The following is an 18651-nucleotide window of genomic DNA, read 5'->3' on the forward strand; positions in this document are numbered from 1 at the left end:
AACTCTGGCTATTGGCCTGTTTTATGTATAATATATCTGTTCACCTACGAAACTCAGTCTGTTATTTGTGAGTCTGGGGATTGGGCCTGTTTTATCAGGCGTATTTCAAAAATCACATTAGACTGATTATAAAATGATCTGGACTGACACTTTTTCATTTGAATTCCTTATCATTTGAGATTTCCAGTGATTTTTGACCGTAGGCCAGCCTGATAAAACAGGTACATCCATAATTTGGCTGAATTTCATGGGTAATCAAGATAACTTTTGTTATTTAGAAGAAGGATAGTATAACCTGAACATGACCGGACTGGGAACTCCGGCCATTTGTACCTCTGGAGACAACAGGGATAGCGCTCCGCTGATCTCAAAATTTCGCACCGGCCTGAAACCAAAAAGATGTCTGCAAAAAGCAGGAAAAACAAGTATAATTTTTTTATGCGCATACGACCTGTCCTCCGCTGGGTTCTCAGGCTGCGTTCCACTCCCAGGGCCATTGCTGGAGGACTCGGACTTGGTACGTTTATAGCTTTTACGCCAACCATGGGAATTCAACTGATTCTCGCAGTACTGGCAGCAACCTTTTTCAACCTGAACCGACCTGCAGCCATGGTTCCTGTCTGGATCACAAATCCGCTCACCGTGGCTCCCATCTATACGTTTAACTACTGGCTGGGATGCAGGATCTGGGAAGGTCCACCCCTTGGAGAAGTGAGCAGACAGTTCCTGGAAATTGGTCGAACAATGGCCCGCCTCAGCTTCTGGGACATAAAAGATCAGGTTATCGCTGTTCTGAGTATGGGAAAAGATGTTCTTATTCCTCTTGTTATTGGAAGTCTTGCAATCGGCATGATTACCGGTATACTTGTTTATCTGTTCTCCCACAGGCTTCTCTGCATTTTTCTCTTTCGCAGAGGCAGGAAAAAGTTGCTCAACAACTGAGGATCCCGGGCAAAAGAGGCTGTCAATGTTTAACAGTACCCTCTTCCAACGCTGGATTTACAGGTTTTTCGCCCCTCATCTCCTCCAGCGTAATACCTATGAAGCATTTAAACGGCTCCTTGAGGAAGACCGAAAATGCCATGAACTTATTGCGGATTTTCAGGATCTTTTTTTCAGAAAAGATCCTGCTGAATGGACCCGTATAGCACACCTCTACGCCGAGCTGAGCCTGGCTGTCGGTGCAATGGTAAAGGAGGTCACCGCCATTGCAGGACGGGATACCGCAGATCTGGCTGTCTATTATAAAAAATTTGACTCCTATATCAGGTATCTTCTGCAGCCGCCACCCCAGCCGACCGAACCACCCTTCATTCTCAGGCTGGAGGACAGTCGAATCCATCCATCGAAAACAGGAAACAAGGCAGCCAATCTCGGTCGGATTGTTCAGGAGCTGGGACACCCGGTACCACCCGGATTCGTAATCACAACCAATGCCTGGAACCGTATCCTTGAACACAATGATCTCCGTCCCGAAATAAACAACCTTCTCCTGAATTTTGATCCAGCCAACAGCTCCTCCCTGCAGACCATTTCAAAATCACTCACCGGCCTTATTGAATCAATAAAACTCCCTCCGGACCTTGAGCAGCCTTTCAACATTGCATCTCAGCAACTGATCAAAACTACCGAAAATATGAGAGATCCTGTTTTTGCTGTTCGATCCAGTGCGGTCAATGAGGATGGCATGAATTCTTTTGCAGGCCAGTACCTGTCTCTCCTCAATGTTCCCCCTGACAGGCTTCTGGATGGTTACCGGAAGGTACTCGCATCCAAATACAGTCCAAAAGCCCTGCTGTACAGGATCTCGGCGGGGATCAGTGATACTGAGGCACCGATGGCCGTAGTAATCATGAAAATGGTGCAGGCGGAACAGGCGGGAGTCATTTACACAACAGATCCCACCGGAAGAGAAAAAGAGACCGTTTTCATTCACGGTGTCCGGGGGAGCGGCGAAAAGCTTGTCAGCGGTAAAACGAAATCCGAACTGATTCGCTTTCACAAGACAGGCGGAAACTATCTTGATAACTTCTCAGACCTGGCACTCATTTCCAGAAATCAGGCTGATGATCTTGTCCGGATTGCACTGGATCTCGAGTTATTTTTCGGTGCTGCCCAGGATGTGGAATGGGCCTCGGACCAACGGGGAGTAGTTATTCTCCAGAGTCGTCCATTGAAAACAGCGGACGAGATTCCTGAAGAAAACAGCAGGGAAAACCTTTCAATGGACAACCTGCCTCTTCTGTACCATGGCGGCATTACCGCATCCGCTGGTATTGCCAGCGGACCTTCATTTTTTCCAGGCCCACAACAGGACCCCGACTCCATCCCCTTCAATGCGATACTCATTGTTGAGCATATCCCCGCATCACTTATCCTTCTCCTGCCACGATGCAGTGGTGTGATAGCCGCACATGGCAGCGTTGCCAGCCATTTTTCCACAATCTGCCGTGAACTGGGAATCCCCCTGGTTGTCAATGCTGAAGGCATCAACTCCAAGGTGCGGCCAAAGGAACAGATCACCGTGGATGCCGTGCACAGGAAAGTTTACCGTGGAGCAGACAAGACACAACCTCTTTTTCCCAGGGACACATCAACCAAAAAAAACCATCCTTATTTCCGAAGACTCCAGGCCATTCTCGATTTTATTACTCCCCTGAGTGTCCTCGACCCCGACGGAGATGACTTTATCCCCGGGGCATGCAGGTCTTTCCATGACATTGTACGTTATGCCCATGAAAAAGGTGTACAGTCCATGTTCGCCATAGGCAGTTCCGGGAGCAGGCGCGGTCGCAGAAAACTGCTGAAGACTGATCTGCCGTTCGAACTCTATCTCATGAATGTCGACGAAACAGCCCCCCACCATGGTGACATCATCACCATTGACCAGGTACATTCAACACCATTCCAGGCACTCTGGCATGGCCTGACCCACCCGTCCATTACCTGGGGAGATCACCAGTACTATAACTGGAAACAATATGACCGGGGTGCAATGACTGACGGATTTGTTTTTGCCGACAAGTCGGAATCCGCAAGTTATGGCGTATATGCAGCCGATTATCTCAATCTCAACATCAGGTTCGGCTACCATTTTACCGTTGTGGACACCCTCTGTGGTAAAAACAGTGAACAGAATTACTGTACCATCAGGTTTGCCGGTGGTGGTGGTACAGTAGAGGGAAGGTATTTCAGGTTAAAATATCTGGAGACAATACTTCGTCGTCTGGGTTTTTCAGTAAACGCCAAAACCGATCTTCTGGACGCGCGAATCGAAACCCTGCCGACTGACCGGATGAACCAGTGCCTGGTCACCCTTGGCAGAATGCTCGGGACATCCAAACTGATGGATATGGTCTTGAAAGACAGGAAATCTGTAGCCTCACATCTTGACCATTTTTTTCAGATAGATGACCGCTTCGGGGTACCTTGAAAAATTATAATTTTCCAGTTACCCATCAATTGAATCCAAAATCCTGTACTTCAGAAAATGAAAAAGGCCGGTATTATGAGCTATACAATCACATGGATAACCGAATATTTAGGCGTTGGTCGAGCCCCCATGTCCTACGATGATCTTGACTCCATCGGCCGCCAGGGAATAAATGCGATTTTCAATCTCTGTCATGAATTCAGCGACCTGCACCAACTCGAAGAAGAAGCTGGTTTTGAAGTCTATTATATGCCAATTGACGATGAATGCGCACCCGACATTGAAGAACTTGAGAAAGGTCTGCAATGGCTTGATGAAGCCGTTTATCTGAAAAAAAAGGTTCTGGTCCACTGCCGGTTCGGCCAGGGCCGAACCGGCACAATCACCTCCGCCTACCTCCTGCGCCGGGGGCTCGGCATGAAGAAGACACAGAAGGAGCTCAAAAAAACCAGCGCCAAACCAGCTACATACAGGCAATGGAAACTTCTCAGAAAATACAGCAGAAAACAGGGCCGCCTTTCCCTCAAGCCTCCCAGGGTTGCCCATGATCAACCGGACGACCTCGAACATTTTTACCGGGAATACCGCCTGCTTGCAAAAAAAGTTGATGCAAAAATGGCAGAAAACGGCACCAGGCAGCTTTGTGGTGCAGCCACCGACTGCTGCTGCCATACTTCGTTTTCCCTGCCTCTGCTCGAAGCACTTCATCTCAACGACTCCCTTAACCGACTGCTCAGCGCAGAGGCCAGGTCGGCAGCAATCGAACGTGCCCTGGCGTGCAGAGAGAAACTGCAGCATTGTTTGAAATGCCTCACTCCTCCACAGCCGTTCGGTCTGCAGGAACTCTATATAAAAGAAGGTATCCTGTGTCCCCTTTCCGTTAACGGTTCCTGCATTCTTTTTAAGGCAAGACCGATCCGCTGCAGAACTAACGGCGGCTCCACCCTTGACCCACTTTTTCTTGAATCGGTTATGGGAGAACTCTCCCGTCTCTCCCAGGAAACATTTCTCGTTCTAGCCGGTCAGTTTCCAAGGGGCACTGGTATCTATTCTTCCCTTATTGATACTGTTTCCGGAAAATTCATCCAGACTTATTTTCACCTGATGGCAAGAACAAAAAACCAATCCTGACCTTGATTAAGGCCACCTGTGTTTCCGACATACTTGCCAATTACAGGATTTAGGTGTTATTTTTCCGGGATGACTGTATCCTGAACTCGTCAGAGGATGAACCGAAGGGAGGCGAATGACTTTTTCAAAAAAACCTGATTGTAAATTTAAAATTCATTTCAGAATGGACCAGGACTGAACAGGATGAAAGAAGGGAAGCAATTGAAAAGACGTGTCCTCATCGTGGATGACGAAGAAGATTTTCTCGTTCTCCTGGAAAAGGTGATCTCAAGAAAATGCAGGTGCGAAGTGTCTCTTGCCACCTCCGGGTTCCAGGCTCTGGAAAAAACAGGCACCTGGCACCCTGACGTGGTGCTGACGGATATCAAAATGCCTGACCTGAACGGCCTTGAACTGTTAAAAAAAATTTCCGACACCGATTCCACCATCAGCACAGTGGTCATGACCGGCTATGGCACTATAGAAATGGCGGTACAGGCACTGAAAGACGGTGCTTATGATTTTCACCAGAAACCTTTCGACAATGAAAAAATCATCGGCTCCATCCACAGAGCTCTGGAACGAACCCACCTGCTGAGGGAAAACAGGCGTCTCCAGCAGCAACTGGCAAAACCGCTGTTGAAAACAGGATTTATCGGCCAGTCCAAACCCATTGTTCATACGGTGGAACTGCTCTCCCGTCTGGCAACGACCTGTGCCACCGTACTTATCCGCGGTGAATCCGGAACGGGAAAAGAGGTGGCCGCCCGGGCCATTCACAGTATGAGCAAACGAGCCGACAGGGAAATGATCACGGTAAACTGTCCCGCTCTTCCCGAACACATTCTTGAAAGTGAACTGTTCGGCTACGTTAAAGGTGCATTTACCGGAGCAGAAACCGACAAGGATGGGCTTTTCCTGGAGGCGGATGGCTCCACCCTGCTACTCGATGAAATCGGCGATATCCCTGTTTCCGTCCAGACAAAACTTCTCCGTGTCCTCCAGGAAAAGGAGATCCAGCCCCTGGGACAGACCCGTACAATCAAGGTTGATGTCAGGGTTCTCGCCTCAACCAACCAGAATCTTGAGGAAAAAATGGCCAGTGGCGAATTCAGGGAAGATCTTTTTTACCGGTTGAATGTCATGCCGGTAATCCTGCCGACTCTTTCTGAAATAGCAGAAGACATCCCCCTGCTTGCCCATCATTTTCTCAAGGAATTCAGCAGGGAATATGAACGGGAAGAGCTTGAATTCAGCCCCGAGGCGCTGCAGTTTCTCATGCGCAAAACCTGGAAAGGCAACGTCCGCCAGCTGCGAAACACCATCAACAGGGCCACCCTGCTCTGCCGCGAAAAACAGATCACACCCGAAGACCTGATGGCCTCGGCACGATTTGATCGCTACACCCAGCCCGAACCTGTCGCTGACTGTGCGTTTCTCTCCGGGAACTACAAGGAGGCCAAGGAAAAAACTATTCGACGATTCACAACCGCATACCTCACCCAGGCCCTGAAAAAAACAGAAGGTAACGTTTCGGCAGCTGCACGGCAGAGCGGTATAGACCGCCAGGCCTTTCAACGCCTCATGCGAAAATACAGGATCGTTTCAGAAGATTTTCGCAAATAGCCGTTGGGAAAGTCCACCACCATGCAACCTTTTTATCCTGTGCAACATTTTTAATGCAGGTATATCCCCATTCTCACGCCATAACCACCAGACAAATCCTCCCGGCACCGTACATCCACACGCGAACCTCTCCGAAAAACCGCCACGCCCTCACGACACAATAAATCATAATTTTCAACATGTTACGATGAAAGTACAGACCTGAATTGATTTTCAGTTCTACTGTCTCTGCAAAACTTATCAAGCATTCCGCATCATCTGGCACACAAAATGCTAAACGATTCACCATCATCGGGCGTATGCTGCCTGAACAACTCTCGGAGAGTATGCTGAAACCGGCACACTGAAGAAAAAAGAGAGAAACTGAATTTCTGCAACTTTTTTGTTGCACCTGGCTTTGTAAAGTTTACAAATGACACCACTCAGAAACCAGTACAGTACTCCCCTGCTGTTCTTTACCGTGTTGACGGTCTGCCTGTTTCTTCCGGAACGGAGTATGGCCCTGCAGGCACATGGTGAACCGGAGGGTATGTATGTTCACCAGATGGCCCATATTCTCTATATGGCGGCCCTTGGTTATCTGTACTGGGACACCCAGCGCTCAGCCTTCTCCAACCGGGGCTGGACCTACCTGCGGATCTTCTGCGTTCTAACTATTTTCTGGAATCTCCTTGCCCTCATCGGCCATGAGGCCACCCAGTATCTCCACCCGAAGGATTTCACCATTGTCGACGGATATTTGTTCAGTAAGGTCAATAAACCTTTAACGCTTGTAAAAATAGCCTACTATACAGCGAAACTGGACCATCTGCTGACGGTTCCCGCCATGTTTTTTCTCTATATTGCGCTTCGCTCGTTTTACCGGGCCTCCCTGGATGAGGAGGGTAACTGATGGAAATGTACATGCTTCCTTCCGTTATAACCGACATTATCGGCTCCCAGGTGATGATCATTCTTTCCTTCCTCTCTCTGCGATATACTTTTCTGCTGATTCGCCGGGAACCGGAAAATTTCATATGGGGTTTCCTCCACTACTTCTGCATCACCCTGGTTATTTTCTCCATCTCCAGGGCCGTGGGTCATATGGTCAAACAAGCCCTTCTTATCAGTGACCAGAAAGAAGTGTGGAAAATGATCTCTCCCTTTTCCGGAGGACTCAACACCCTGCTTATGATCTCTGTCTCGGCCGTTACCATCTATTATCACAAGGGTATTGAAAGCTACAGAGCTATCCAGAAAAAAGCCGAAAGCCTCAAGCTCGCCAATAAAAGCCTGGAAGAAGCGGGAGAAATCATGAAGGAGATGAACCTGCATCTTGAAGAAATGGTTGAAAGCCGTACCCAGGATCTGGCCCTGTCTGAAGAAAAGTTCAGAAATTTTTTTCATAACTCAAAAGACATGGTCTTCTTCTGTGACAAGACCGGACGCATTATTGATATGAACAGTGCCGGCCTGAAAATGCTTGATTATTCCGAAGACGCTCCTCCCTCCTTCTCCCTGAAGCACCTCTTCACTCACCAGGATGATCTGGAAAACTTCAATGCGACCCTGCAGAACCAGAAATTCGTGGAAGATTTTGAAGCGGAGCTGATCAAAAAAGATGGATCGATTATTTACACCCTTCTTTCCGCTACAGCCCTTGTTGATGACAAGGGAGAATTTATCGGCTGCGAGGGTATCGCAAAAGACCTTACCCGTTTAAAGGCCATGAACTCCCAGATGGTCAGTACCGAAAAAATGGCCTCGGTCGGCCAGATGGCTGCGGGTGTCGCCCATGAGATCAACACACCGCTTGGTATTATTCTCGGCTATGCCCAACTCATGAAAGATGATTTCCCAAAAGACAGTGAAGAGTACGAAAACCTGGTAGTCGTTGAACGCCAGAGCCAGGCATGCAGGAAAATCGTCGCTGATCTTCTCAAGTTTTCCAGACAATCAGGTTCCTCTCCCAGGGAAGTGAATATCAATGAAATCCTGACCGATGTCCTGGCCATAACGGAACATAATCTGCACCTTGATCATATTGAAGTGGAACGCTGTTTTGCGGAGAATCTGCCCGTCATCACAGGGGATGAGGAAAAACTCCGCCAGGTGTTTGTCAACCTGATCAACAATGCCCAGCATGCCATGGAAGACGAAGGCGGTGTCCTCACGGTTCGAACCAGGTATGACAGGGAAAAACGAATTATCACGGCGTCGGTCATTGACACCGGCACCGGAATTGACCCCAAGATCAGCAATCGGATTTTTGATCCTTTTTTTACCACCAAATCCGTGGGCAAGGGAACGGGACTCGGCCTGTCAGTCAGCTACGGCATTATCGAGGATCACAAGGGAACCATCAGGGTTGAAAGCCCTGTCATGTATAAGAGCAACAGCTGTCAACTCACCCCGGGAACGGCCATGCATATTGAGCTCCCTGTTCCTGTGGACAATGGGAAAAACTAAATTTCTTAACTGAAGGATCAAAATGGCTGAAATTCTAACTCTGGACGATGTCCGTGACGCATGTGTCCTTATTCAGAAAATCCTTTCCAGAAAAGGACATACGGTACACACCTTCACTGAGGAGGAAGACGCGATCAGGTATGTGGATAAAAACCATGTTGATCTCGCAATCCTGGATATCAAACTCAAGAAAATGAGTGGTATTGAGGTGCTGGCGGAACTGAAGCGACTCCAGCCTTCCATCAGAACGATTATCCTCACCGGATACCCCACTGTGGAAACAGCACGGGATGCCTTGAGTTTCGGTGCTGATGAATATTGCGTCAAGCCTATAGACAAGCAGGAACTGGAAAAGAAAGTAGAAAAAATACTCGCATCAGATGAATAGCATTGTTTTTACAACTCTGGTCATCAGAGTCTTTTATATTTCCTGATTACCAATGAAACTCAGGCACATCCCCAGGTTCGCAAGTGTCTGGCCAAGTTTTATGCGTAATTAGAATATATTTTTTAACCGGCCGTGCTGAAAACAGCTACGGAATCCTATTAACCCTTATAAAGGAGTGAGAAAGTGAAGAAATCATTCTGGCCTGTAACCCTTTTGACCGCGACAATTATTTTCCTCGTCGCCAATACCGGTTTTGCCGAAACGACCATTTCAGCCACCGAATATAAAGCTGGTGATACCGTTACGATCAAAGGAACAATCACCCCGGGGGAAGAGCTCTATATTGCTGTCGCCCAGCAGAAGATGTTTGCCCCGAAAGATTCAAACGGTGTCAATGAAAAGAAAAAGTTCAAGAAAAACGCAAAGAAATTCAATTTTAAACTCGATACTGCAATTCCACCGCTTTACTATATGCTGACCACCAACCGGGAAGCATTCGGAAAAGACAGCACCAAAAAATTCGGTGGCCCTTCTTTTCTCTTTAAAAAAGGAGGCGGACTCTACACCGCCACCATGTTCAAGCTGAAAAAAGACTTCAACTCCATTGATGCCGGTGCCAGATCCATGCTCGGCCCGATCAAGACCGCCGACCAGTGGAACATGCTGAAATGGGGCCATGAGAAAAAATATGGTATCAATACCGTCGTAAAAGAAGGAAACAAAAAGGGTAAAGTTGTCATCTTCGCCAGAAGTGTTCTCGGTCAGACCGATAATTACTGGGACAAGGGCACAACCATCCAGCTTGACAAGGCAACCGGACAGTTCACCGCCTCCTTTGCCACCTTCCGTCATACCGCGCCAAACACCAAATTCGACGTTTATGTGAACGGCACCAAGGCCGGTTCTTATAATGTTACCAAAAACGGTTTCTGGATGAACAAAGGGTACCGATATATGAACCCGATTTTCGTCGTTATCGGCGCAATCCTGGTGGGAACCTATTTTTCCATGATCGGTGCCGCCGGCGGTATGCTGATGGGCGCCTTCCAGGCCCTCGTTGTCCAGACCGCGGGACCTGTCGGTATCAATGCCGCCAACGTCCTTCGTCCTTCCAATATCGCCCTTACTCTCTTCTCCCCCCTGGGAAGCTTCTACCGCTTCGCAGTAGTTGAAAGGCGTGTGGCCTGGCCCGTGGGACTCTCCTTCGGTGCCGGTATTTTCATCGGTTCCGTATGGCTCGGTAAATACGCCACCCAGTACCTTTCCCTGAAGGCCTACAAAGAATGGCTGGGTGTACTGGTTGTCATCATGGCCATCAAAACCCTGATGGAAATGACTCCCAAGGCCATGGCCAAGAGAAAGAACATCAAAGCCATGACCCAGAAATTCAACGCTGCAGTCAAAAAAGCCAAGGAAGAAGGCGGCGCAGTGGAAATGGGTTCCATCGAACCGGTCAAATCCGGAATATTCGATTACCGCTTCAAGTTCTGGGGTGAAGAATTCCGTATCAATCCGGCACTGTTCGCCTTTCTCGGTATCATCGTCGGTGTTGTTTCCCGCGCGTTCGGTATCGGCGGCGGCTTCCTGCTCGTTCCGATGATGACCACTATTGCGGCCCTGCCCATGTACGTAGCTGTGCCGATTTCTCTTATCGGTACCTGTTTCTCCAGTATCGGTTCCTTCATCGGCTACGTGATGAACGGCTACCTGCCTGACCTTACTCTCGCCATTGCCATCATCATCGGTGGTTTTGTCGGCGGTATGCTCGGCAGCCGCTTCCAGAAACTTTTCAGCGAAAAAGCGCTGAAAATCATCCTGGCATGTACCCTGTTCTTCCTGTTCTTCCGGTTCCTGAAGATAGAATACTGGATCTAAGCCACAGGGTTCATCGGTAACAAATAACTTCCCCTGCGGCACTTAACTGCCGCAGGGGATACGGAAACAGAACATGGACACAGTTTTTGACACAGCATGGGAATATCTTTATTCCCTTATCCGCCAGGGAGTTTTGACTCTTGACTCTCTGCTCGGGCATCTGCATTTTCTCGGGCCCGTCGGAGTTATTTTCCTTCTTGGTCTTGTTACGGTCGGTATAACCAAGGTGCTGAAAAAATATATCCGCACCAAACGGCTCGTAAAACTGGAAAAAGAGTTTCAATACTGGCTCTCCCTGCGTGAAGAGGCCATGCGCTGCGAGGACAGGGAAAAGGCAAAGACTCTGGCAAAAAACATAGACCAGGCCAAACTCAACAAGGCCTACTACGACTATTTTTTTGAAGGACTGATGCTCAGCTTTATCACTTTTTACCTGCCTGTTATCTCCATGGCTTCCTACATTAATGAATCGTACCGGGCCGAAAGGCTCCTGGAAGTTTTCGGCAGGGATTACGTGTTCAGATTAGGCCACGACAACCCGGTTGTAATCGGAGCAGTTTTCTGGTTTCTCACCACTGTTGTTCTCCTCAACATTGGCCTGTATGTCATAAACTGGATAAAAAAACGTAACAAAATTTTAGACCACGGGCAGGAAAAAAAAAGAATTGAACTGCCCGGACAGGTAAATGGAAACTCACTTGATCAATCGGGCATCGAAAGATGTTCCTGATTCTGGAGGTATGATGATGAAAAAATCTGTTTACTCCATCTGCGGGATGTGCACTGTACGCTGTCCCATCAGGGTGGAAACAGAAAACAACAAGGTAACCTGGATCGAAGGGAATCAACATCTCTTAGGTGGTGCTCTCTGCGCAAAAGGTTCTGCCGGCCCGGCACTGGTTGCCGATAAAGAACGGCCCCAGCAGCCACTTATCCGTGATGGTGCCAGGGGCTCCGGCCGCTGGAAGGCGGTCAGCTGGCCGACAGCTTATGATTATATTACGGATAAGCTGAAAAATATAAAAAGTGAATATGGACCGGAATCCGTTGTCCTCAGCTCCAGGGGTGGCCCGTGGCAATCCCTGTACAAGGCATTTATTCACAGGTTCGGGTCTCCGAATTACACAAACCATGACAACACCTGTGGACGGAACACCCACCACTCCAGCCTTTCCATCAATGGCGTGGGCAGAAAAGGGTTCGTCTACGATATCAAGAACGCAAAACACCTGATTCTTTTCGGACGCAATATGTTTTCTTCCCTGCGTATTGCTGAAAACCTGCAGACCCTTGACATGCTCGACAACGGGGGTAAGCTGACCTACGTCGACGTTCGCCAGACAATGACCGGACTGAAGGCCACCCGTTTTTTTCAGGTACGTCCGGGGACGGATTATGCCCTGGCCCTGGGTATGATTCACGAAATAATCCGCAGAGAAGCCTATGACGCTGAATTTATTGAACGATATGTCACCGGTTTTGACCAGCTCTGTTATTTTGTAGAACAGTATACACCTGCATGGGCAGCCAGGGAATGTGGTGTACGTGAAAAGGCTATAAAAAACTTTGTGGATGAGCTGCAGGAAGACATGCCGAAAGTGATCTTCCATCCGGGCTGGAACTATTCCAGGTACAAAGATTCCTTCTATGCCGCAAGAGCCCTGCATATCCTGAATGTCCTCATGGGCAGCATTGAACAGAAGGGTGGTCTCATTATTCCCAAGGGACCAGGTGACTGCGGAGTACCGTCCATCAGAAATATTGATTTTCCCAAGCCGGATATCAAACGTGGTGATGGTGTCGGCTGGAAATACAATCACTTCGACAAGGGACCGGGGCTTGCCCATCTCTTCTTTCCCACCATGGAGAGTGAAGACCCCTATCCGATCAAGGCCTGGATAGCCATGCGCCATGATCCGTTTTCATGCATGCCCGAGCCCCAGAAGCAGGAAAAATATTTTGATAAATGTGACCTGCTCGTATCCATTGACGCTCACTATAGCGAATTCGGCTGGTACTCCGATGTTATCCTGCCGGAATCCACCTACCTGGAAAGAGACAATGGCATCTGTGTCCAGAAAGGCCCCAAGCCACGATTCGGCAGGAGGCAGAAAGCGATAGAACCGGAAAACGATACCAAGCCATCCTGGCAGATCTTCAAAGACCTGGCAGACCGCCTGGATATGAAGGATTTCTTCCCATTTGACACCATTGAAGATTACTGGAAGTGGCAGCTGGAACCAACGGGATTCAAACTTGAAGACTTTGACGAGAAAGGTTTCATCCCCCTCACCGACAAGGTGATCATGTACGATCCGAAAAACCTTGACGGCCAGTTCAAGACTCCTTCGGGAAAAATTGAAATCATCAGCAAGAAACTGGACGATGCCGGCCTGCCCTCCCTGAAGGAATATGAATCGCCCATCAGACCACCGAAAGGCATGTTCAGGCTGGTCTATGGCCGCACCGCTGTTCATACCCACGGTCATACCATCAACAATCCGCTCCTCAATGAGCTGATGCCTGAAAACAGCCTGTGGATCAATGTCAAGGCTGCCAAGAAACTGGGTATTTCAGATGGTGACCTGGTTGATGTTGTCTCGGAGAATGAAACCTACAGCGGAACAGTTCCCGCACGCGTGGTAGAATACATCCATCCGGAAGCAGTCTATACCCTGCACGGTTTCGGTCGGGAGATTCCTCTCCAGACCAGGGCCTGTCATGCCGGAATCAGTGACCAGAAACTGATGGATAACAAACTGGAAGACTGGGACCAGGCTGGTGGTGCCATTAACCTCTGCGAGGTTTTTGTTGTCGTCCGTCGCAGTGTCAGGAGTGCCAAGAGGAGGGTTGAGTTATGAACAAATATATGATCTACCTCAACGGAAAACGATGTATAGGCTGCCACGGTTGCGAAATCCACTGCAAGGCCAACAAGAATCTGCCGGTAGGACCTCAACTGTGTGAAATTGATCACTCCGAGATGGTCACTGTCAAAAGTGTTTCCAAAACGGAGTTCTTTTTCCGTTCCTGCTATCATTGCGAGGAACCGTTCTGTGTGCCGATCTGTCCGACGGATGCCATGATCAAACGGGAAGACGGCATTGTCTATATCGACCAGGAAAAGTGCATTGGTTGCATGGCCTGTGCCGGTGCCTGTCCGTGGACAATTCCTCAGATGAATCCCGATACCAAAAAAGCAGTCAAGTGTGATTACTGTATGGATCGCGTGGACGCAGGCCTGAGACCGGCCTGTGTCACCAAATGCACCACCCATGCCCTGAAATTTGTTATCCTTCAGGAAGTGGAATAATTCTCCGCATCAGCGTGATATCATCCTGTCACTACTCTCAGGGGCAACAACTCTATGGTTTTGTTGCCCCTGAACTGTAATTGCTCACAGGCACGCCGCTGTCTGCAGCTTCAGTATCTTTTTTGCATTCGCGCTGGTCTGCCTGGCAATTTCCACTGCCGATTCGGATCGTAATGAAGACAAAGCATTCAGAATATCCGGCAGATATTCAGGGCTGTTAGGCAAACCTTTTTTGTCGGCTGGAACCATATCAGGTGCATCTGTTTCAAGAACAATTGCCTCCAGGGGGAGTTCGGCAGCCAGTTTTCTGATTTTTCTTGCCCTCGCCCATGTCAGCATACCGCCATAGCCCAACACAAACCCGAGCCGCAGGTATATTTCCGCCTGCTGTCTACTGCCGTTAAAAGCATGAACAATACCACCATAACTGAAATGTGACCGTCGCAGCACAGCCAGCACCTGATCGTGGGCCTTGCGCACATGGAGCAGGATCGGCAGGTGCAAATTTTCCGCAATCTCTAGCTGTCCCCTGAAATTTTCCTGCTGTTGCTGAAAATTTTCGTGCCCATGCTGAAAATCAAGACCAATCTCCCCCACGGCAACCACCTTTTCTCTTTCGCAGAGATTACGTAAAACCTCAAGAGCATCCGGCTCACAGGGAAAAAGAGGATGTAATCCCAGGGCTGGATGGAGATATGATTTTTTACGGCACAAGGAGAGTATTTCCTGCCAGTCATCATACCGGTAACCTGGAATAACGAAATCAGTAACCCCGGCCTTCCGGCTGCGGAACAGAATACCATCAAGGTCTGAAACAAGAAGAGAATGATTAAGATGACAGTGGGTATCAATGATTCCTGTTTTCCTTTCCATCCGTCCCCCTCTGTTCGCGGAAATGAAATATGATTGAAAAGAGACTGGAAAAAAGCTAGGTTAGTGTCTGTTCACAAATGAACAAACTCTCCTTTTACATTGACCTTTTTCATGAACAGTTACAACGATAATTTCTTAAAATGGTTCCGCCACGTGTCTCCCTATATTCATCTTCACCGGGGAAAGACCTTCGTTATCATGATTCCGGGAGACTGCATTGACCAGCAGAACTTTCCAAATATTATCTGGGATATCGCCACCCTGCATTCCCTTGGTATACGCCTTGTCATTGTTCACGGGGCAAGAATACAGATCGAAAAGGAACTTTTAAGGGAAAACATACACTCCCGTTTTCATAAAGGGTCCAGGATTACGGAAAGAAGCCACCTGGAACCCGTCCTCAGGGCTGTCGGCGCCACACGTTTTCAACTGGAGGCTCTTTTTTCCAGTGGCCTGCCTGACTCTCCCATGTCCGGAGCAAAAATAAAACTTCGCAGCGGCAACTTCATTACCGCGAAACCCCAGGGAGTAATCAACGGCATAGATCACCAGATGACCGGAAAAGTGCGCAGCGTTGATACTGAAGCCATTCTTGACATTGTCCAGGGCGGGGGACTGCCGCTCCTTTCTCCCCTGGGATATTCGGTTACCGGGGAAGTATTCAACCTCTCGTTTGCCGATGTCGGAATCAGCGTAGCTGCAGCCATTCAGGCCGATAAAATTCTGATTTTCAATGATGACGGCCCCATCCATGACAAAAAGAACAGTCTCTATCGTCAGTTGACAATAGAGCAATGCAGAACATTTCTCCGGGACCAACAGGACCACGCACCCGCCAGCTCCTATTTTTCCCTGCGTGCCTGCCTGGCCGCCTGCAGGCGTGGTGTTCCCAGGGCACATATCATTTCATCCATGGAAGACGGTACACTGCTCAAAGAGCTGTTTACCCGGGACGGCAACGGGACGATGGTTTACGGTGATCATTATGAATCCATCAGAGCAGCGGAAGCAAACGATGTTGTCGGTATCATGAACCTCATTTCTCCCCTGGAGAAAAAGGGAATCCTGGTAAAACGATCCCGCGAACTCCTGGAAAATGAAATAGATTATTTTACCGTAATGGAAAAGGATAATATGATTATCGGCTGCGCAGCTCTTTACCCGATTGACAATGCGGCTGCGGGAGAGCTGGCATGTGTAGCGGTTTTAAAAGAGTACCAGAAAGATGGCCGGGCAAAACAACTGCTCGACCATATCGAAAAAAAAGCGAAACAACACGGCATGAAACAGATCTTCGCCCTGACCACAAGGACCGCCCACTGGTTTCTCGAACAGGGATTTATGGAAACAAGCCTGGACATGATGCCGGCAAGCCGGAAAAAATTATATAACTACCAGCGTAACTCCAAGATTTTTATTAAAACTCTTCAGGATGCCGTCCAGGTGTAACTCCTCACAGGGGGTGCCTGTGAGGAGTTGCACCCGGGTGTCTACAGAGTTATTTTCGAGACCATCTGCTCCAGGTTTTGAGCCAGATTCTGAATATCCTCCCCGTTATCCTTGACCTTATCCGCAGAATTGGAGGTCGCCTGACTATGCTCGGAGACTTCACTCATATCACTTGCCACCTCACTGGATACGGTCGACAGCTGGGCAACATTTTCAGTAACTTCCTGGATCCCCAGGGACGCCTGTGAAATATTGTCTGCTATTTCCATTGTAGTCGCCGACTGCTCTTCTACTGAAGTTGTAATGGTCGAAACAATGGAGTTCACCTCATTTATTATTTTGGTGATCTGTTGAATCTGGGTCACCGTTCCTGCGGTGGAGTTCTGAATACCTTCTATTCTGGATTTGATTTCATGGGTAGCATCCGCCGTCTGCTTTGCCAGATCCTTTATCTCATTTGCCACAACGGCAAAACCCTTTCCGGCCTCTCCCGCCCGTGCAGCCTCGATGGTTGCATTCAGGGCAAGCAGATTGGTCTGCTCGGAAATCTCGGTGATTGTCTCTGTTACCTTGCCGATTTCAGTAGCAGCAAGTCCCAGCTCATCAACTTTTTCAGATGCGGAATTTGCCTCTGCCACCGCCTCTCCGGAAATGGTCTGGGCCTGCTCGGTATTGTTGACAATCTCTGTAATAGTCGATGTCATCTCTTCTGTCGCAGTGGAAACCAGGGCGATATTGGTGGAAGCCTCTTCCGTCGCCGCGGCCACGGTATTCATGTTGGCACTCATCTGTTCCGCCGCCTGGGCCACATCAACTGAAATTGAAGAGGTGGCCTTGGCCCTTTCCTGCATTTCAACAGCAATATTTCCAAGCGAAGTGGAAAGATCACTGAGTTTTTGTGAATTTTCAGAAACTTCACCAAACATATTATTCAGATTTCCGCTCATATCATCAAGATAATGACCAATCTGCCCTATCTCATCTTCACCTCTAATGCCTGATTTCCGACTCAAATCACCGCTGCCGATTACCTGCGCGAATTCGTTGATTTGATTCAGTCTGCCGATAACCTTCTGGATTACAATAATTCCAATAATAGAGAAAAAGATACCGGTGCCGAGCCCGGCAAGCTGCAGGGCAAGAAGCAGGAAAACTGATGATTCAGCATCTTTCTGCATCTGAACCACTGCCTTGTTCATGGCGGCAAGAAGATTATTGGAATGCTCCTTTATCCAGCGCAGGTCTTCCTTCGCAGACGGAGCCCCGGCAATCACCCTCTCCATTTTCCCCCTGTATTCCTTCCAGAGAGGTTGAACATTCTGGAGAAGCTGCAACGCTTCACCTTCCACCGGAGGGCAGGAAAAACTTTTCTTGCTGTCCACGGCCAGTGACAACGGAATCTCTCCTCCCTGCATCAGGCTGTTGAGGGTTGTATTAAAAATTCGCATGGAGTTGGCGGATGCGTTAAACGCCTTTTCCCGGAGACCCCGGTCTTCGGTACTTACTCCTTCCAGAAGTTCTCTGGTCATTTTCTGACTGAGCATCCGCTGTCGTCCGGCCATATTAATAAGGGCACCATCATTCTTCTGGTTGTTGGTTACCCACCAGGTGACAAGAAACATCCCAAGAATGATTAACGCCAGACTGCCGGTGACAAGTATGATTTTTGTCCTCACTTTCATAAAACGTACTCCTCCAATCACTGAAATTCCTGTCTGAGCTGTTCATACACCTGGATCCGTGACAGTTTCGTGATATTCTTCCCGATAACACCTGGCACAGAAAAGAAACAGGCTTTTCCCATAACAGTTACTCTATTTCTCCTATAATTTGGGTTTATCACAATTCAGCCATAGATGTAAAATTTTTTCTCCGGAAAAAACACTTTAACAGAGCTCTTTTTTCAAGTTGTCGAAATATATCATCTTTTCATCTAAAACCCCGGGGCACATTGTAATATTATTTTATTTCTGATAGTCTTTAAAGTACCTTGAATAATTATCTAAAATAGTGTCTGTCCAAAAATGAGGATTTTGTTCGAGATCAAGACGCACGGGAAATTTTACCGTAGGCATACTGTTGATATTCCGAAGATAAAATTTATCGGCAACGCAGGTATCGGGCAAAAAGACTAAT

14 protein-coding genes are annotated in these 18651 nt (G+C 48.3%); 12 read left to right on the forward strand and 2 right to left on the reverse strand.

Annotation, left to right across the window (positions count from 1 at the left end; all coding sequences use genetic code 11):
• Positions 1–438: 438 nt before the first annotated feature.
• From ACXLDX_RS01080 to ACXLDX_RS01130, 11 genes are all read left to right on the forward strand, one after another.
• Positions 439–942: a DUF2062 domain-containing protein gene (locus ACXLDX_RS01080; RefSeq protein ID WP_457575339.1), complete on the forward strand. Its 504-nt coding sequence runs from the start codon at positions 439–441 to the stop codon at positions 940–942.
• 25 nt (positions 943–967) lie between these two features.
• Positions 968–3433: a PEP/pyruvate-binding domain-containing protein gene (locus tag ACXLDX_RS01085; RefSeq protein ID WP_457575340.1), complete on the forward strand. Its 2466-nt coding sequence runs from the start codon at positions 968–970 to the stop codon at positions 3431–3433.
• Between the two features lie 75 nt (positions 3434–3508).
• The gene (locus ACXLDX_RS01090; protein ID WP_457575341.1) at positions 3509–4564 is read left to right on the forward strand and encodes a protein-tyrosine phosphatase family protein; all 1056 of its coding nucleotides are present in this window, start codon (positions 3509–3511) and stop codon (positions 4562–4564) included.
• Positions 4565–4747: 183 nt separating this feature from the next.
• Entirely contained in the window at positions 4748–6169 is a 1422-nt protein-coding gene (locus tag ACXLDX_RS01095) for a sigma-54-dependent transcriptional regulator (protein ID WP_457575342.1), read from the forward strand.
• A gap of 412 nt (positions 6170–6581) precedes the next feature.
• Entirely contained in the window at positions 6582–7061 is a 480-nt protein-coding gene (locus ACXLDX_RS01100) for a hypothetical protein (RefSeq protein ID WP_457575343.1), read from the forward strand.
• Positions 7061–8617 (forward strand): two-component system sensor histidine kinase NtrB, encoded by a 1557-nt coding sequence (locus ACXLDX_RS01105; RefSeq protein ID WP_457575344.1) that lies wholly within the window; start codon positions 7061–7063, stop codon positions 8615–8617. The genes ACXLDX_RS01100 and ACXLDX_RS01105 overlap by 1 nt, the downstream gene beginning before the upstream one ends.
• A 22-nt stretch (positions 8618–8639) precedes the next feature.
• Positions 8640–9005: a response regulator gene (locus tag ACXLDX_RS01110; RefSeq protein ID WP_457575345.1), complete on the forward strand. Its 366-nt coding sequence runs from the start codon at positions 8640–8642 to the stop codon at positions 9003–9005.
• 183 nt (positions 9006–9188) lie between these two features.
• A complete protein-coding gene (locus ACXLDX_RS01115; RefSeq protein ID WP_457575346.1) occupies positions 9189–10880 on the forward strand; it encodes a sulfite exporter TauE/SafE family protein in 1692 nt (563 codons plus the stop codon).
• Positions 10881–10953: 73 nt separating this feature from the next.
• The gene (locus ACXLDX_RS01120) at positions 10954–11610 is read left to right on the forward strand and encodes a hypothetical protein (RefSeq protein WP_457575347.1); all 657 of its coding nucleotides are present in this window, start codon (positions 10954–10956) and stop codon (positions 11608–11610) included.
• 10 nt (positions 11611–11620) lie between these two features.
• On the forward strand, positions 11621–13741 hold the full coding sequence (locus ACXLDX_RS01125) for a molybdopterin-dependent oxidoreductase (RefSeq protein WP_457575348.1): 2121 nt from the start codon (positions 11621–11623) through the stop codon (positions 13739–13741).
• Positions 13738–14193: a 4Fe-4S dicluster domain-containing protein gene (locus tag ACXLDX_RS01130; protein ID WP_457575349.1), complete on the forward strand. Its 456-nt coding sequence runs from the start codon at positions 13738–13740 to the stop codon at positions 14191–14193. The genes ACXLDX_RS01125 and ACXLDX_RS01130 overlap by 4 nt, the downstream gene beginning before the upstream one ends.
• Before the next feature lie 84 nt (positions 14194–14277).
• On the opposite strand, the gene ACXLDX_RS01135 is transcribed toward ACXLDX_RS01130, so the two are convergent.
• On the reverse strand, positions 14278–15066 hold the full coding sequence (locus ACXLDX_RS01135; protein WP_457575350.1) for a TatD family hydrolase: 789 nt from the start codon (positions 15064–15066) through the stop codon (positions 14278–14280).
• 111 nt (positions 15067–15177) lie between these two features.
• Here ACXLDX_RS01135 and argA point away from each other — a divergent pair, with 111 nt between their 5' ends.
• Positions 15178–16515: an amino-acid N-acetyltransferase gene (gene argA / locus ACXLDX_RS01140; RefSeq protein WP_457575351.1), complete on the forward strand. Its 1338-nt coding sequence runs from the start codon at positions 15178–15180 to the stop codon at positions 16513–16515.
• 41 nt (positions 16516–16556) lie between these two features.
• On the opposite strand, the gene ACXLDX_RS01145 is transcribed toward argA, so the two are convergent.
• Positions 16557–18197, reverse strand: coding sequence for a methyl-accepting chemotaxis protein (locus ACXLDX_RS01145; protein WP_457575352.1), 1641 nt, complete (start codon positions 18195–18197; stop codon positions 16557–16559).
• Positions 18198–18651 lie beyond the last annotated feature (454 nt).

This window comes from Desulfomarina sp. (assembly GCF_054039375.1).

Coding starts and splice junctions, on each gene's coding strand:
- ACXLDX_RS01080 (WP_457575339.1), top strand. CDS start 439: ATGCGCATACGACCTGTCCTCCGCTGGGTTCTCAGGCTGCGTTCCACT.
- ACXLDX_RS01085 (WP_457575340.1), top strand. CDS start 968: ATGTTTAACAGTACCCTCTTCCAACGCTGGATTTACAGGTTTTTCGCC.
- ACXLDX_RS01090 (WP_457575341.1), top strand. CDS start 3,509: ATGAGCTATACAATCACATGGATAACCGAATATTTAGGCGTTGGTCGA.
- ACXLDX_RS01095 (WP_457575342.1), top strand. CDS start 4,748: ATGAAAGAAGGGAAGCAATTGAAAAGACGTGTCCTCATCGTGGATGAC.
- ACXLDX_RS01100 (WP_457575343.1), top strand. CDS start 6,582: ATGACACCACTCAGAAACCAGTACAGTACTCCCCTGCTGTTCTTTACC.
- ACXLDX_RS01105 (WP_457575344.1), top strand. CDS start 7,061: ATGGAAATGTACATGCTTCCTTCCGTTATAACCGACATTATCGGCTCC.
- ACXLDX_RS01110 (WP_457575345.1), top strand. CDS start 8,640: ATGGCTGAAATTCTAACTCTGGACGATGTCCGTGACGCATGTGTCCTT.
- ACXLDX_RS01120 (WP_457575347.1), top strand. CDS start 10,954: ATGGACACAGTTTTTGACACAGCATGGGAATATCTTTATTCCCTTATC.
- ACXLDX_RS01125 (WP_457575348.1), top strand. CDS start 11,621: ATGATGATGAAAAAATCTGTTTACTCCATCTGCGGGATGTGCACTGTA.
- ACXLDX_RS01130 (WP_457575349.1), top strand. CDS start 13,738: ATGAACAAATATATGATCTACCTCAACGGAAAACGATGTATAGGCTGC.
- ACXLDX_RS01135 (WP_457575350.1), bottom strand. CDS start 15,066: ATGGAAAGGAAAACAGGAATCATTGATACCCACTGTCATCTTAATCAT.
- argA (WP_457575351.1), top strand. CDS start 15,178: ATGAACAGTTACAACGATAATTTCTTAAAATGGTTCCGCCACGTGTCT.
- ACXLDX_RS01145 (WP_457575352.1), bottom strand. CDS start 18,197: ATGAAAGTGAGGACAAAAATCATACTTGTCACCGGCAGTCTGGCGTTA.